The following is a 14,538-nucleotide window of genomic DNA, read 5'->3' on the forward strand; positions in this document are numbered from 1 at the left end:
GCGGTTTCTTTCCCGGAGATGGATTGTTAGTAAGCGCCGGACGGCCGGATCACTGCCCGGAAAGTCCGCCAAAGAATAAGGAGGTCACCGGCGATGGACCAGTTTTCGACGTAGTACAGGTCAAGCCGGACGGCTTCATCCCAGGCGAGGTCCGAGCGTCCGTTGATCTGCCACAGGCCGGTGATGCCGGGCTTGATCAGCAGCCGGCGCCGGGTGTGGTGCTCGTAGGCCCCTACTTCCCGGTCCAGCGGCGGGCGGGGACCCACCATGCTCATGTCGCCGAGCACCACGTTCCACAGCTGCGGCAGCTCGTCCAGCGAGTACTTGCGCATCCACCGTCCGCAACGGGTCACCCGGGGATCGTCCCGCATCTTGAACAGCACACCCGCACCCTCGTTCTGCTGGCCAAGGTCAGCCAGCCGGGCCTCGGCGTCCACCACCATGGAGCGGAACTTGAACATGCCGAACACCTTGCCGTCCTTGCCGATCCGCTCCTGTCGGAACAGCACCGGCCCGGGGCTGTCCAACCGCACAATAAGTGCCAGTGCCAGCAGGATGGGGGAGAGGGCCAGGAGGGCGCCCAGTGCGGCGGCGGCGTCCATGGCCCGCTTGAGCACATGCTTGGCGCCGGAATACTGCGGGATGTCCACGTGCATCAGGGGCAGTCCCTCGACGGGCCGCCAGTGGATGCGGGGGCCCGCAACGTTGGTCAGGGTTGCCGCGAGGATCAGCTCCGCTGATGACTCCTCAAGCTTCCAGCCCAGTTCACGGATGAACCGGTTGCCGCCCGGCAGGGGACCGGCGACAATCACCGAGTCCGCGTCGGACAGCCGGACCGTCCGGGCAATGTCATCGGTCGAGGAAAGGACCGGGACCGTGCTGTCCTCGACCCGGAAGATCCCGCCGCGGCGGGCCCCGGGGAGGCATACACCCAGGATGTCGTAAACGGCTCCGGACTTCCTGCGGACCTGCTGCACCACGTAGCGGACGTCCTCGGGGTCCCCCACAACGATGGCCCGGGAAAGATGCCGGCCCTTGGCCTTTTCTGCCGTGAGCCTGCGGCGGAACACCCACCGGTTCAGGGTCAGGGCGGCGAGCCCCAGCGGCAGGGAAACGGTGACGAAGGCGTCGGCCCCGTCGACGGAGAAAACCACGGCTGCGATGGCCATCAGGCCAAAGATCCGCACAGTGGCCGAGGCAACCCGCTTGTATTCGTCGGCACCGATGCCCAGGACCTTGGAGTCCCTGGTCCGGTACATTTCCAGCGCCACCAGCCAGGCTACCGCCACACCCATGGCCGTCACGGTGGCGGCCCGGTTCGCCAGGCTGTCCGGCGCCGCGCCCGTCACCACGTAGCCGAGGTAGACGGCGGCCACCACCAGGACCGTGTCGGCGCCGCGGATCAGGTTCAGGTGCGTCGAGATCCACGCTGCTGCAGCTTTCCGTCCGGTGGCCTTCGCCAGGCCGAGAGCGGGACCGCTGGTTGGCGGCCGCAGAATCCGGGTTCCTGCGGTTTCCGCCGCCGCCAACCGCGGAGTTGACGTCCGCTGTGCAGCAACCGACGCAACAGGCCAGCTAAAAGCTGCACGTCCGGTTCGGGCTACTGGTATTTCTGCCATAGTGAACCTTTCCGGCGTATCCGCCTTTTGAGTTGGCCATGAGGAAAAATTAGCTGGGAAAAGCCTGGGGAAACGCGGGTTCAAGGAGGCTTTTGTGGGTCCCGGGAGGTAACGCTGTGGATACTGCGGGTACCTGCAAAACGGCCGGAAAAAGGCCTAGAGGACGGGCAGGACGTACGGCTCCGGCGCAAGGTTTTCCTTGCCGGCGGCCAGGGCTGTCAGCTGGGCGCGCGACTCCACGCCGAGCTTGCGGTAGATGGCCGTGAGGCGCACCTCCACGGTCCTGACCGACACGTACAACGTGGCCGCTATCTCCTTGTTCCGCATCCCGCGCGCCACCATTTTCGCCAGGGCGCGTTCGTGGTCCGCGAGCAGCCTCATGGCCGGGTTGCCCTGCGGTTTGGCCGGCTCCACCCGTTCGTCGAGCAGCAGCGCGTCCACATGCTGGGTCCAGGCGTCGGCCCCGGCCTCATCGAACATCACCTTGGCGCGCAGCAGGGCGTCGCGGGCATCCCGCAACCGGCCGAAAGCGCTCAGCCTTTCGGCGTAGCACATCAGGGTCCGGGCGCATTCGAGCACGGATTCAAGCGCGGCCCGGCCTTCGAGCGCCTGGGTAAAAAGATTCAGTGACTGCTCGCCGTCGGCAAGCATGGCGCGGCTGCGGGCCACAGCGATCGCCAGCCAGGGCGACCGCAGGCCCACGGAACGGCCTTCCAGGATCATCAGCGCGTGCGTGGCCTCGCGGTGGCGGCCCATGCGGATGAGGACTTCCACCAGGTCAGCCTCACACCGGAGCAATGTTGGATTCCCGAACCCCAGGCCGATTTCCGTAGCGCGGGACAACTGGGCAAAAGCCTCCGCCAGGTCGCCGCGGAGCAGGGCAAAATGGCCGCGGACCGAGGCGAGCTGAGCGGTGGTCGCAGCGTGGCTTTCCGAACCGGCGTAGCGCTGTGCCTCGGCGGCGTGGACATGGGCCAGGGCCTCGTCGCCCAGCGCGTGGGCCCGCCACTCGCGGTAGAGGTGCCGCAGGCCACGGTGGAACTTCACTTCAGGTTCGTGGCGTTCGATGTCGTCGATGAGCTTGATGGCGGCGCGGATGTTGCCGGCCCGGATTTCGTTGTCCACCGCAAGGAACGCTGCGGTTTCCCGCCAGTTGGTGTTGCTTGCCTCAACGGAACTGCGGACCATGGCGAAGGCTTCCTGCGCGTGGTCGTACCGTTCTGCGTAGCTCAGGGCGCGGCCCTGGATCAGCAGGCTTGCCATCCGGGCGCTGCCCGCCGGTTCGTGCTTCCGGCTCAGCGTCCCGGTATTGCCGCTGATGGAGTCTGCCAGCATCCTCGCCCGTTCCGAAATGGCAAGCACCCCGGCGGATGCCGAGTCCTGGAACTCGGCGCCTTGCCGGAGGAGTTCGGCGGCGTCGCGGAGTTCCCAGCGTTCGGCGTAGTACAGGGCGCCAACGGCCAGCAGGCTGGCGGCGTATCCCGGATCGTGGCGGCCGAATTCCTTCACCAGCCGCAGCACCATGCTGGAGCGTACTGCCGCGCCCTGGATGAACTGGATCTGGAAGGACAGGCCGGTGAGCCGCAGGATCAGGGCGGGATTGCGGGTGACCCGTTGGGCCCACTCGAGGTAGCGCTTGGCATAAACAAATTCGCCGCGGTTAAACAGCAGTTCGGCGACGGTGGCAAGGCGCGAGGCTGTTTCGGCCTCCCACGGGTTGATGGTGAGGGCCCGCTCGATGTATTCGACGGCGAAGGAGATCTCCCCGCCCCGGATCAGGTCCACGGCGTGGCGCAACAGGCCGAACGGGGTCTGGCGCTCCAGGGCGGTGAAGCTGAGGTGCCACCGCCGGGCGTAAGGATCGGTGGCCTCCGACGCTTCCGCCAGGGTCCGGTGGCTTGCCGTGCGGACAGCGGGGGTCATGGCTGAGAAAACGAAGCCGCGCAGCAGCTGGTCCCGGATGCGCAGGTGGTGCCCGGAACGGTTCACCAGGCCGCTGGCGAGGAGCTCATCCACCCCGGTCCAGATATCAGGGCTGACCTTTTCCAGGCTGGGGATATCGCTGCGGTAGGAGAGGGACAGCAGGTCCAGCACGTTGCGCGCGCTGCGGCTGATCCCGCCGACGACGGCGGCGAACTCCGCTTCGAAGCTGCCTTTGCAGGGCAGCGGGACGGGCAGCGCGTGCTTGCCTTCCGCCTGCCGTTCCAGCAGCCGGCGGTAAAGCTCGACGGCGGCGAGCGGGTTCCCGCCTGTAGCCGCGGCAACCGTGTGGGCGGCCGCCGTCGTGGTTTGCTTCGCCGGAATGGCCTCCAGCAACCTGACGGTGTCGCTGTAGCTGAGGGGACCCAACGGCAGGACGGCAAGGCCGGTGAAGGGGCTGTCCGGCACTTCTTCACGGACGCTGACGAAGAGGGCGATGTCCGTTGCGGCCAACCGGCGGGAAAGGAACCCGATGACGGCCTGGCTGCTGGAATCCAGCTGGTCCGCGTCATCGATCACAATCACTGTCCGGGCTGAGGAACGCTGCTGCAGGCCGTTCAAGAGCATCGCGGAGACCGTGGGGACGTTCATGGTGCCGGCTGTATCGCGGAGGAGTTCATCTGCGATGCGGTTCAGGACCGGGTCGTCGATGCCGTTGAGCAGTGCGGTCAGCCCGGACAGCGGCCAATCCGATTCGGAGGCGCTGGCCTGCAGGAAAACGGTCCGGTACTCGGAAAGAGTGGGAATCTCGGACAGCAGGGCAGACTTGCCCGCTCCGCGCCGGCCGATCACGGCAAGGGCGGAATCCTTGGGCCCCCGGATCACAGAAAGGATCCGGTCCAACTCTTTGCTGCGGCCTATAAGCGACATACGGTCCCCACCCATCAAAGGTGAGACCGCGTCCTCTGCGTTATTGATGCCAATGTGGTTTGCCGCACACCGGCCAGCTGGCTGGCCAACAGTGCAACATGCCGGCAAACGAGGTGCTGCCGGCACGGTTCCCAGCCGTAGAAGGAATATAGCGCCGCAGATGCAAGCGTTTCCACCGATTAGTCACTGGATTGGATCAAGATTGCCCACGCGTTTCCTCAAGATTACCGCGTTGACCACAGGGAATCTGTTGATTCCTTGTGGTCCTCATGCCTGTGGGATCATCCGATTTCGCACCCGCCGATCTGTGCCACTGCACATAATGCACCCCCGGAGTCGGAGTCTAGGGTGGGAGAAACATTGTGACCCGCCGCACTCGCTGCGGCCCCTGCGTACCCCGCAGTGGCGTCCCGGAGACCCGTCCGGCGCCCCAACCCGCACTGAAAGACCCTAAGGACGGCGCTCCATGCCTGCTGACCAACAGTTAGCCAAGTCGCTCAAGCCGCGGCACCTCTCCATGATCGCGATCGCCGGTGTGATCGGCGCGGGGCTCTTTGTGGGCTCCGGCGCGGCGATCCAGCAGGCCGGCCCGGGGATCCTGGTGGCCTACATGGCCGCGGGCATCGTCGTCATCCTGGTGATGCGGATGCTGGGCGAAATGGCAGCGGCAAACCCGGAAACCGGCTCCTTCTCCACCTATGCCGATAAGGCGCTGGGCCGCTGGGCAGGATTCAGCATCGGCTGGCTGTATGCCTGGTTCTGGATCATCGTGCTGGGCATTGAAGCGACGGCCGGGGCCGCCATCATGCACCGTTGGGTCCCCGGTATCGACCAGTGGGTCTGGGCGCTGCTCCTCATGGTGCTGCTGACCCTGACCAACCTGGGATCCGTAAAATCCTTCGGCGAATTCGAATTCTGGTTCGCCTCCATCAAGGTCACAGCCATCGCCCTGTTCCTGCTGTTCGGTGCTGCAGCCATCCTGGGCCTGGTGCCGGGCGTCCCGGCCCCCGGCCTGGACAACCTGGTCAACAACGGCGGGTTCTTCCCCAACGGACCCGGCGCCGTGCTGGCCGGCATCCTGGTGGTGGTCTTCTCGTTCTTCGGCGCGGAAATCGCCACCATCGCGGCCGGCGAATCCGAGAATCCCGTCGACGCCGTCAAGAAGGCAGTCCGGTCCACCGTGTGGCGGATCCTGGTGTTCTACATCGGCTCGATCGCCGTTGTGGTGACCCTCCTGCCGTGGAACGACGCCAGCGTCGCCAAGAGCCCATACGTGGCGGTGATTGAACTCTTCGGCATCCCCGGGGCGGGCACCATCATGGACGTTGTAGTCCTCACGTCAGTGCTTTCCTGCCTGAACTCCGGGCTTTACACCGCCAGCCGCATGCTGTTCTCGCTGTCCAAGCGGGGCGACGCACCCAAGTCATGGACCAGGATCTCCCGCCGCGGCGTCCCCGCGTCCGCTGTGCTCGCCTCCACCGTGGTGGGGTTCGTCACCGTTGGCCTGAATTACATCGCCCCGGACACCGTTTTCCTCTTCCTGGTCAACACCTCCGGTGCCATTGCCCTCTTTGTCTGGCTGGTCATCGCCTCCTCGCAGCTGATCCTGCGCAAGCGCATGGGTGCCCGGGCCAAGGACCTTGAACTGAAAATGTGGCTGTTCCCGTACCTCACCTGGTTGGCCATCGGCAGCATCGTTGCCCTGCTGATCGGCATGGTCATCCTGGATTCGACCCGCGAATCGCTGCTGCTGTCCGTTGCCCTTGCCGCTGTTGTGGTGGGTATCGGTGTGTTCCGGTACCGTAAGGGCGGACCGGCGGGCCCGGCCAATGCTGCTGCCGACACAACCGAACCTGCAGCCGCAGGCGCCCCGCCGGCGTCGTAAACCTGCCGCATCTGCTTCTCCTGCCGTCCGCCCGGCGCGCCGCCATGGCCGCCGGGCGGACGGTTTTCCACATACGGTGACCAGCCCCGATATCCGGGGTGGAACCGCCCTACGCTGGGGGAACACGGCTGCTCCAAGGCGCGAATCGCCTATCCGCACCGCATGCACTAAGATTGAAAAGTCTGTGCTGCGCCCTGCCTCCGTTCCGGAAGCTGGCGCCGCACGGCACCGCAAATGAACCTCCTGTTACGGAAATGCCGTAACCGCTTAGCCCAAAGGAGGTGGGTTCACATATGCGTCCTTACGAATTGATGGTAATCATCGACCCCGAGGTCGAAGAGCGTACCGTTGAGCCGTCGCTTCAGAAGTTCCTGAACGTCATCACCAACGATGGTGGAACCATCGAAAAGGTTGACATCTGGGGCCGTCGCCGACTGGCTTACGACATCAAGAAGAAGTCCGAAGGTATCTACGCCGTGGTGAACTTCACCGCCAAGCCGGACACCGCCAAGGAACTTGACCGCCAGTTGTCTCTTAACGAGACCATCATGCGCACCAAGATCACCCGCCCCGAAGAGCAGAAGGTCGTTGCGGAGTAATTTCCCGCACCAGCTTCATTCTTCACCCCGCAGGAAACGCACTCTTCACCCAGGATCGAACAAGGAGGCAGTAGATGGCAGGCGAGACCACCATTACGGTCATCGGTAACCTCACCAATGACCCGGAATTGCGGTTCACACCGTCAGGTTCGGCAGTAGCGAACTTCACCATCGCTTCCACCCCCCGCACCTTTGATCGCCAGTCCAACGAGTGGAAGGACGGGGAAACCCTGTTCCTCCGCGCCGCCGTCTGGCGTGAAGCAGCCGAAAACGTCGCCGAATCCCTGACCAAGGGTATGCGTGTGATCGTCAACGGCCGTCTGAAGAGCCGTTCCTACGAAACAAAAGAAGGCGAAAAGCGCACCGTCATGGAGCTTGAGGTCGACGAAATCGGCCCCAGCCTGCGTTACGCCAATGCCAAGGTCAACCGCACCCAGCGCTCCGGCGGTCAGGGTGGCCAGGGTGGCTTCGGCGGCGGAAACGCCGGCGGCGGCGGCAACTTCGGAGGTGGCAACTCCGGTGGAAACCAGGGTGGCAACTCCGGCGGAAACTGGGGCGGCGGCAACCAGCAGGCTGCACAGGAGGATCCCTGGGCAACGCCCGGTGTCTCCAACGCAGGCGGCTGGGGCAACGGCCCCGATTCCGAACCTCCCTTCTAACAACCAATAACGGCCCGACGCCGGGACCGCCAGGGGTGCCATTGCGCACCGCTGCGGATGCCGGCGCCTGGCCACCACCATCCCGTGGATCAATATCCACGGGCTCCCTAGAATAGGAGCTCCACGATGGCTAAGGCTGAACTCCGTAAGCCCAAACCAAAGTCCAACCCCTTGAAGGCCGCTGACATCACTGTCATCGACTACAAGGACGTAGCATTGCTGCGCAAGTTCATCTCCGACCGCGGAAAGATCCGCGCCCGTCGCGTCACCGGCGTTACGGTCCAGGAACAGCGCAAAATCGCCCAGGCAATCAAGAACGCCCGCGAAGTTGCACTGCTGCCTTACTCCGGCGCTGGCCGCGGCTAAGGAAAGGGACTAACTAACATGGCAAAGCTCATTCTGACCCACGAAGTAACCGGTCTCGGTGCTGCTGGCGACGTTGTCGAGGTCAAGGACGGTTACGCACGTAACTACCTGCTGCCCCGCAACTTCGCCCTGACCTGGTCCAAGGGTGGCGAGAAGCAGGTTGAGTCCATCAAGGCTGCCCGCGCCGCCCGCGAGCACGCTTCCCTGGAAGATGCTCAGAAGCAGGCCGCTGCACTGTCCTCCAAGCCGGTCAAGCTGGTCGTCAAGGCCGGCGAGACCGGACGCCTGTTCGGCACCGTCAAGCAGGCCGACGTCGCCGATGCTGTTGAGGCCGCTGGCCTTGGCAAGATCGACAAGCGCAAGGTTGAACTGCCGGCTCACATCAAGTCGGTTGGCTCCTACCAGGCCAACGTCCGCCTTCACGCTGACGTTGCAGCCGTCGTCGAACTCGACGTCGTTGCAGGCAAGTAGCAGCATCCCGGTCATCTGACTGCACTAAGACCCCCGTTGCCGGTTCCGGCGGCGGGGGTCTTTTGCGTCAGGGTTTGTGAAGTTCCGCCATGGTGTGCCGGTACCCGGTGCTGACCAGCTCGGCCAGGACGTCCCGGTCCACGTCCGCCAGCCGATTGACATAGAGGCATCCCGCCCCGGCCCGGTGCTTGCCAAGGTCCGGCAACAGCCGGTCCGCGTCCGGACCATAGGTCAGTCCGTAAAGGACCAGGTTTGCCTTGCGGGGCGAGAACCCGACCGCCGCCGCGTCGCCTTCCCGGCCGGTTTCATACCGGTAGTGGTATGCGCCGAACCCCACGATCGTGGGTCCCCACATAACTGCCTCCTGGCCCGTGATGCCCGCCATCAGGTCGGCCAGTTCCAAGCTGTCGGACCGGCGGCCGGGGTGCTCCACCGACGCCAGGAAGCCGGCCACCGACACCATTGTGGGCTGGGTCTTGTTCGTTGCCATGGACGAAGTCTTGCAGACCGGCGGTGGCGCTGCCAGCGCCGGTGGTAGCCTTCTGCGGTGAACCCCGAACCCCGGAACCGCCCTTTCCACCAAGTGGATGTTTTTGCCGCCGAGCCGTACCGTGGCAATCCCCTCGCTGTTGTCCTTGACGCCGATGGCCTCAGCTCCGGCATGATGCAGCACTTCGCCAACTGGACCAACCTGTCCGAGACTACGTTCCTGCTGCCGCCCACGGATCCCCGCGCTGACTACCGGGTCCGGATCTTCACCGGAAGCGAGGAGTTCCCCTTCGCGGGACATCCAACGCTCGGGTCGGCCCACACCTGGCTTGAGGCCGGTGGCGTTCCGCACACGGCGGGGGAGCTGGTACAGGAGTGCGGGGCGGGGCTGGTAAAGATCAGGCACGACGCCGGCCGCCTGGCTTTCGCGGCGCCCCCGCTGACCCGCTTCGGGCCCGTGGACGCGGCCGTCCGGCGCACCCTCGCTGCCGGCCTTAGGCTGCCCGAATCAGCCATCCTGGATGCTTCCTGGCTGGTCAACGGCCCGTCCTGGGTGGGTGTCCTGCTGGCGTCGGCTGGGGAGGTGCTGGCCATCCAGCCGGATCCTGTGGCCATGGGGGACCTGAAGGTGGGGGTCATCGGCCCGCACGCCGCAGGCGGCGATGCCGACTTCGAGGTACGGACCTTTGTTCCGGGGGACGCCATGATGGAGGATCCGGTAACGGGAAGCTTTAATGCGGGCGCCGCGAAGTGGCTGATCGACAGCGGCCGCGCTCCTGCACGCTATGTGGCCGCGCAGGGCACGGTCCTCGGCCGGGCAGGCCGGCTGCATATCAGTGCCCGGGACGACGGAATCTGGGTGGGCGGAAACAGCACCACCTGCATCCGGGGGACTGTCCTGCTGTAACCGGAAGGACCGGTCGGCCGCGGGAATACCCAGGCGGGACCTGCTGTTCCCCATGTAGATGCATATGCATATATGCTGTTGGTAAGAACCAAGAGGAGAACGCCATGGAAACCCGCCGCATCACCGTCCTGTCCGCGGGCCTGGGAGTACCGTCGTCGAGCAGGCTGCTCGCCGACCAGCTCGCCGCGTCGACTAAACGCCAGCTGGAGTCGGCAGGCTACAACGTCGTGGTGGACTTTGTGGAACTTCGGGACCTTGCCGTGGACATCGCCAACAACTTTGTCACCGGCTACGCCGCGCCGAAGCTCGCTGAGGTTATCGCCGGCGTGGATGCCTCGACCGGCATCATTGCCGTGACACCGGTGTTCAGTGCTTCCTACAGCGGCCTCTTCAAGTCATTCATCGATGTCCTGGACCCGAAATCCCTTACCGGGAAGGCCGTCCTGCTGGGCGCCACGGGCGGAACTGACAGGCACCAGATGTTCCTGGATTACGCCATGCGCCCGCTGTTCAGCTACCTGCGCACCCGAACGGCTGCCACCGCCGTCTTCGCCGGACCGCAGGACTGGGGTTCGGCCGACGACGCAGCGTCGCCCCTGTCGGAGCGGACCGGCAGGGCAGCCGCAGAGTTTGCAGCCCTCCTGACGGGCCCCCAGCCCGGCCAGGCTCCGGCGACGCTGGAGTCCCTTCCGTTCGAACAGCTGCTGGCGGGGATCTCCGCCAGCCACTAAGGCCTGTGCACCGGGTCAGTCGTCCAGGAGTGCAATGAACTCGCGGGCCTGGTCCAGGGAGACATCGGAGTGCCTGGTCAGCGCCGTGGCGGCGGCCTCGGTTTCCCCACTGCGGGCAAGGGTCCGGATCCGGCCGTAGATCTCATCGTTGAGCATGTTGCTGCTGACCTCACGCGTCACCTCACCCTTGCTGGCGATGGCCCGGTACCGGTAGGGGAAGCGTTCCGGCCCACCAGCCTCCTCCGGGGCGGGCGCCGGCACCTCGGCGCTCCGGTACGGCTGGGGGTGGGTGGCGAGGGCGCCCACGGCGTCGCGGGATGCCCGGAGGCCGTCCCCTGTCGATTCGTAATAGAGTTTGATGGCCGCCATGGCCTGGCCCTGCGCTATGAGGGCGTAGATCCGGCGGTGCTCATCCTCCGAGAGCCTGGCCGAGGCCGTCCGCGCCAGGTCGGCACTGCCGGCCGCCGGGAGCGGCTCCGCCCCGGGGGACTTCCGCCGGCCCATGGCCCTGACGGCCAGCAGGATGCCTGCCAGGACTGCCAGGAGGATGAGGACAGGGATCACAAGCGATTCCATCTTTCAAAAGCCGTTCTGTGACAATTCAGCCGCGGGGCCGGAGCTGCGGCTGGGCGGGGTGGTACTCCTGCTGCTGTGCATGCTGTTGCTCGTTCTGTGACGGCCGGGTTGTGGCTTCAAACCGGGCACGCGCAGCTGACGCGGCCTGGACCTGTTCGGCGTTGTGCCGGGCCGAACGGAGGGCAAGGTCCCGCTGGTACTTTTCGGCGTCAGACAGGCCGGTATCCCGTGGTTTGAATGCCGTGGCGAGCCCCCACAGGAGCGCCACCAGAATGATCGATGGCAGGAGTACCAGCAGAAGTTCGCCCATACCAAGAGCTTATGCCAGATGCACGTTATCCACAGCAATATTCGCCCCTGCGCATGGATGCGTACCCGGCCGGGCGCGGGTGCACCGGACGGGAATATATGCGGCGCGCCGCGGGGGTGGAATGAACTGCATCACCTGCCCGGAAGCTGTAACCGGCGGCTCCGGTGCCGCGCTGCGGCTGTGGATGAAATTCCGGCAAAGAAATATTTACTCCACACCTCAAAAGTAGTGTTTTCGCAGTTCAGAGCCTTTAGGTAGGGAAAAGAATTTTTCTTTCCACAACCTTTCCCACAGGCTGTGCACAATCTATGCCGCTTAGTGCACAGGTTATCCACACCCACCCGGGTCCCTTGGCTTTGCGGCTGGCCCGCAGGCGGCTAGCGTAGCGGAGTACCTGTTTTTCCTGTCGCCCCCGTCTCCGGAGGTGCCGGTGGACCACAGCTTCACCGGCTCCGAAGGACCCGAGCCGGAGGTGGCTGTGGAAAACCTGTGGAAAGTGGGGATAACTGTGTTCCCCGCGCGCAGGCGGGCGCCAAGGCCTTATGTCGGACCCTCCGGGTAGACCATTACCAGGCGGCGGAGCGAAATTCCCCGCGCACCCCTGGCGGGACGCACACCTGCCGGGCATCTTATGCACCGGCACCTATGAAGGACGGCAGTTTTGTCAATCGCGCACCTGGACACCGCAGAGACCACCCGCGGATCAGACGCGAGCCGGAAACCGCCGCAGGACATTCCCGCTGAACAGTCGGTGCTGGGCGGCATGATGCTGTCCAAGGACGCCATCGCGGATGTGGTGGAAATCCTCCGCGGGCAGGACTTCTACCGCCCCGCCCACGAAACCATCTACGAAGCGATCATCGACCTGTATGGCCGTGGCGAACCCGCCGACGCCGTCACAGTCTCCGATGAGCTGACCAAGCGGGCCGAAATCAACCGGATCGGCGGCCCGGCCTACCTGCATGAGCTGATCCAGACCGTCCCCACGGCTGCCAACGCCGGGTACTACGCGGAGATCGTAGCGGAGCGGGCCGTCCTCCGGCGCCTGGTGAACGCCGGGACCAAGATCGTCCAGTTGGGCTACGGCTCGGACGGCGAGGTGGAGGACCTGGTCAACCAGGCCCAGGCGGAGGTCTACGCCGTCGCGGAGCGCCGGACGGCCGAGGACTACGTGGTGCTCAAGGACGTCATGGAATCCACCGTTGACGAAATTGAGGCCTCCGGCCACCGCGGAGAAGGCATGACGGGTGTGCCCACCGGGTTTTACGAACTCGACGAGCTCACCCACGGGCTGCACCCCGGCCAGATGATTGTCATCGCCGCCCGCCCCGCCGTGGGTAAGTCCACCTTCGCCCTGGACTTCGCCCGGTCCGCCGCCATCAAGAACAACCTGGCCACTGTGATGTTCTCGCTCGAAATGGGCCGGAATGAGATCGCCATGCGCCTCCTCTCCGCAGAGGCCACCATCGGCCTCCAGGACCTGCGCAAGGGCACCATCAAAGATGATCAGTGGTCCAAGATCGCCACCACCATGGGCCGGATGAACGATGCCCCGCTGTTCATTGACGACAGCCCCAACATGTCGCTGATGGAAATCCGTGCCAAATGCCGGCGCCTGAAGCAGCAGCACGACCTCAAACTCGTGATCCTTGACTACCTCCAGCTGATGAGCTCCGGCAAAAAAGTCGAGTCCCGCCAGCAGGAAGTGTCGGAATTCTCCAGGGCGCTCAAGCTGCTGGCCAAGGAGCTCCAGGTTCCGGTCATCGCGCTGTCCCAGTTGAACCGTGGTTCCGAGCAGCGCCAGGACAAGCGGCCCATGGTCTCGGACCTCCGTGAATCGGGTTCCATCGAGCAGGATGCCGACATGGTGATCCTGCTGCACCGCGAGGATGTCTACGACAAGGAATCGCCGCGTGCCGGTGAGGCGGACATCCTGATCGCCAAGCACCGCAACGGGCCCACCAAGGACATTGTGGTTGCGTTCCAGGGTCATTACTCCCGCTTTGCCAATATGGCAGCGGACGCTGGCGGCGGCGGCTTCTAGCCGCTGACGCTTTCCGCCGGCCGGCCCGTTGCTGAACCCGCGGGGCCGGCGGCCAGCAGATGGTTGGGCAGCCGGTTCCCCGGCGCGGTGCCCCGGATCTCCAGCAGGTCCCGGGCATGGGCGTGCAGCCGCCGGTCCTCGTCGCTCACCGGGTCCCAGGCCGGGATCGGCACCGATGTTCCTTCGGTGTCCCGGGCCACCATGACGGTGAGGCAGTAGGTGGTGAGCTCCAGGCCGCCGTCCTTGGGGTCGCCGGAGCGGACGTGGACGGCGACGTGCATGCCTTTGGTGCCGGTGTAGACCAGCCTGGCCTCCACCTCCACGAGGTGGCCGATCCGCAGCGGCCGGTAGAAGCGCACGCCGCCGGAGAAAACCGCCACGGTGTCCTTGCCGGCGTAGCGGGACGCGCAGACATATGCCGCCTCGTCGATCCACTTCATCACGGTGCCGCCATGGACCTTCCCGCCCCAGTTCACATCCGTCGGGGCCGCCATAAAGCGGAGCGTCACCCGCTCGGCGGTCCCGGCATCTGTATATTCCTGATGGTTCATGGCTTCGACGATTTGTTCGCGCACCTTGATCCGGGCCAGGGCGTGGTCCCGCTGCTCGGTTTCGGCCGCCGTTACGGGCTCGAACTGCGGTACGGGGATGGGCCGGCCGTCCGGGCCCACAGCCACAAAAATCACGATGCACTGGCTGCGCATGGTGGCTTGTCCGCCACGCGGATCCCCGGACGAGACCACCGTGCGGATGTGCATGGAAGACCTGCCGGTGTAGACGATCGTGGCCTCCACCTCCACCATGTCGCCGCTGTTGACCGGGTCGGCGAAGTGGATGTTGCCCACGTAGGCGGTGACGCAGTAGGACTTGGCCCAGCCCACCGCGGCGGCGTAAGCGGCCTTGTCCACCCACTCCAGGACGGTTCCGGCATCCACCGAGCCGCTGTGGCCCACGTCCATGGGTGCTGCCAGGAAGCGGAGGGTCACGGAGTTTTGCCTGCCGGTCTGCGTCATGCAGCGATCATACTGAGGG

General features: G+C 65.2%; 14 protein-coding genes. 8 read left to right on the forward strand and 6 right to left on the reverse strand.

What is annotated here, in order from left to right:
- Positions 1-26: 26 nt before the first annotated feature.
- Positions 27-1,619, reverse strand: coding sequence for a sugar transferase (locus tag ACU18_RS01630; RefSeq protein WP_082178121.1), 1,593 nt, complete (start codon positions 1,617-1,619; stop codon positions 27-29).
- 156 nt (positions 1,620-1,775) lie between these two features.
- On the reverse strand, positions 1,776-4,469 hold the full coding sequence (locus tag ACU18_RS01635; RefSeq protein ID WP_050683793.1) for a LuxR family transcriptional regulator: 2,694 nt from the start codon (positions 4,467-4,469) through the stop codon (positions 1,776-1,778).
- A gap of 466 nt (positions 4,470-4,935) precedes the next feature.
- On the opposite strand from ACU18_RS01635, the gene ACU18_RS01640 reads away from it, so the two are divergent.
- The 5 genes from ACU18_RS01640 (at position 4,936) to rplI (ending at position 8,449) form a co-directional block, all read left to right on the forward strand.
- Entirely contained in the window at positions 4,936-6,354 is a 1,419-nt protein-coding gene (locus tag ACU18_RS01640) for an amino acid permease (RefSeq protein ID WP_050683794.1), read from the forward strand.
- Positions 6,355-6,647: 293 nt separating this feature from the next.
- Positions 6,648-6,953 (forward strand): 30S ribosomal protein S6, encoded by a 306-nt coding sequence (gene rpsF / locus ACU18_RS01645; RefSeq protein WP_050683795.1) that lies wholly within the window; start codon positions 6,648-6,650, stop codon positions 6,951-6,953.
- Positions 6,954-7,027: 74 nt separating this feature from the next.
- On the forward strand, positions 7,028-7,612 hold the full coding sequence (locus tag ACU18_RS01650; protein WP_050683796.1) for a single-stranded DNA-binding protein: 585 nt from the start codon (positions 7,028-7,030) through the stop codon (positions 7,610-7,612).
- A gap of 126 nt (positions 7,613-7,738) precedes the next feature.
- The gene (gene rpsR, locus ACU18_RS01655; protein ID WP_003800144.1) at positions 7,739-7,978 is read left to right on the forward strand and encodes a 30S ribosomal protein S18; all 240 of its coding nucleotides are present in this window, start codon (positions 7,739-7,741) and stop codon (positions 7,976-7,978) included.
- Between the two features lie 18 nt (positions 7,979-7,996).
- The gene (gene rplI / locus ACU18_RS01660) at positions 7,997-8,449 is read left to right on the forward strand and encodes a 50S ribosomal protein L9 (RefSeq protein WP_050683797.1); all 453 of its coding nucleotides are present in this window, start codon (positions 7,997-7,999) and stop codon (positions 8,447-8,449) included.
- Between the two features lie 67 nt (positions 8,450-8,516).
- On the opposite strand, the gene ACU18_RS01665 is transcribed toward rplI, so the two are convergent.
- A complete protein-coding gene (locus ACU18_RS01665; RefSeq protein WP_050683798.1) occupies positions 8,517-8,939 on the reverse strand; it encodes a DUF1801 domain-containing protein in 423 nt (140 codons plus the stop codon).
- Positions 8,940-8,996: 57 nt separating this feature from the next.
- Here ACU18_RS01665 and ACU18_RS01670 point away from each other — a divergent pair, with 57 nt between their 5' ends.
- Positions 8,997-9,845 (forward strand): PhzF family phenazine biosynthesis protein, encoded by an 849-nt coding sequence (locus tag ACU18_RS01670; protein WP_050683799.1) that lies wholly within the window; start codon positions 8,997-8,999, stop codon positions 9,843-9,845.
- Between the two features lie 104 nt (positions 9,846-9,949).
- On the forward strand, positions 9,950-10,576 hold the full coding sequence (locus ACU18_RS01675) for an FMN reductase (protein ID WP_050683800.1): 627 nt from the start codon (positions 9,950-9,952) through the stop codon (positions 10,574-10,576).
- A 15-nt stretch (positions 10,577-10,591) separates the two neighbouring features.
- On the opposite strand, the gene ACU18_RS01680 is transcribed toward ACU18_RS01675, so the two are convergent.
- Together ACU18_RS01680 and ACU18_RS01685 are read right to left on the reverse strand one after the other, a co-directional pair.
- The gene (locus ACU18_RS01680) at positions 10,592-11,152 is read right to left on the reverse strand and encodes a hypothetical protein (protein ID WP_050683801.1); all 561 of its coding nucleotides are present in this window, start codon (positions 11,150-11,152) and stop codon (positions 10,592-10,594) included.
- 25 nt (positions 11,153-11,177) lie between these two features.
- Entirely contained in the window at positions 11,178-11,462 is a 285-nt protein-coding gene (locus tag ACU18_RS01685; RefSeq protein WP_050683802.1) for a hypothetical protein, read from the reverse strand.
- A 661-nt stretch (positions 11,463-12,123) separates the two neighbouring features.
- On the opposite strand from ACU18_RS01685, the gene dnaB reads away from it, so the two are divergent.
- Positions 12,124-13,506 carry a replicative DNA helicase gene (dnaB, locus tag ACU18_RS01690; protein WP_050683803.1) on the forward strand — a complete coding sequence of 461 codons (1,383 nt, stop codon included), beginning with the start codon at positions 12,124-12,126 and terminating at the stop codon, positions 13,504-13,506.
- On the opposite strand, the gene ACU18_RS01695 is transcribed toward dnaB, so the two are convergent.
- A complete protein-coding gene (locus ACU18_RS01695) occupies positions 13,503-14,519 on the reverse strand; it encodes an acyl-CoA thioesterase (protein WP_050683804.1) in 1,017 nt (338 codons plus the stop codon). The genes dnaB and ACU18_RS01695 overlap by 4 nt on opposite strands.
- Positions 14,520-14,538 lie beyond the last annotated feature (19 nt).

Source organism: Arthrobacter sp. ZBG10, from assembly GCF_001238605.1.
In the GTDB taxonomy this organism is placed as follows: Bacteria; Actinomycetota; Actinomycetes; order Actinomycetales; family Micrococcaceae; genus Arthrobacter.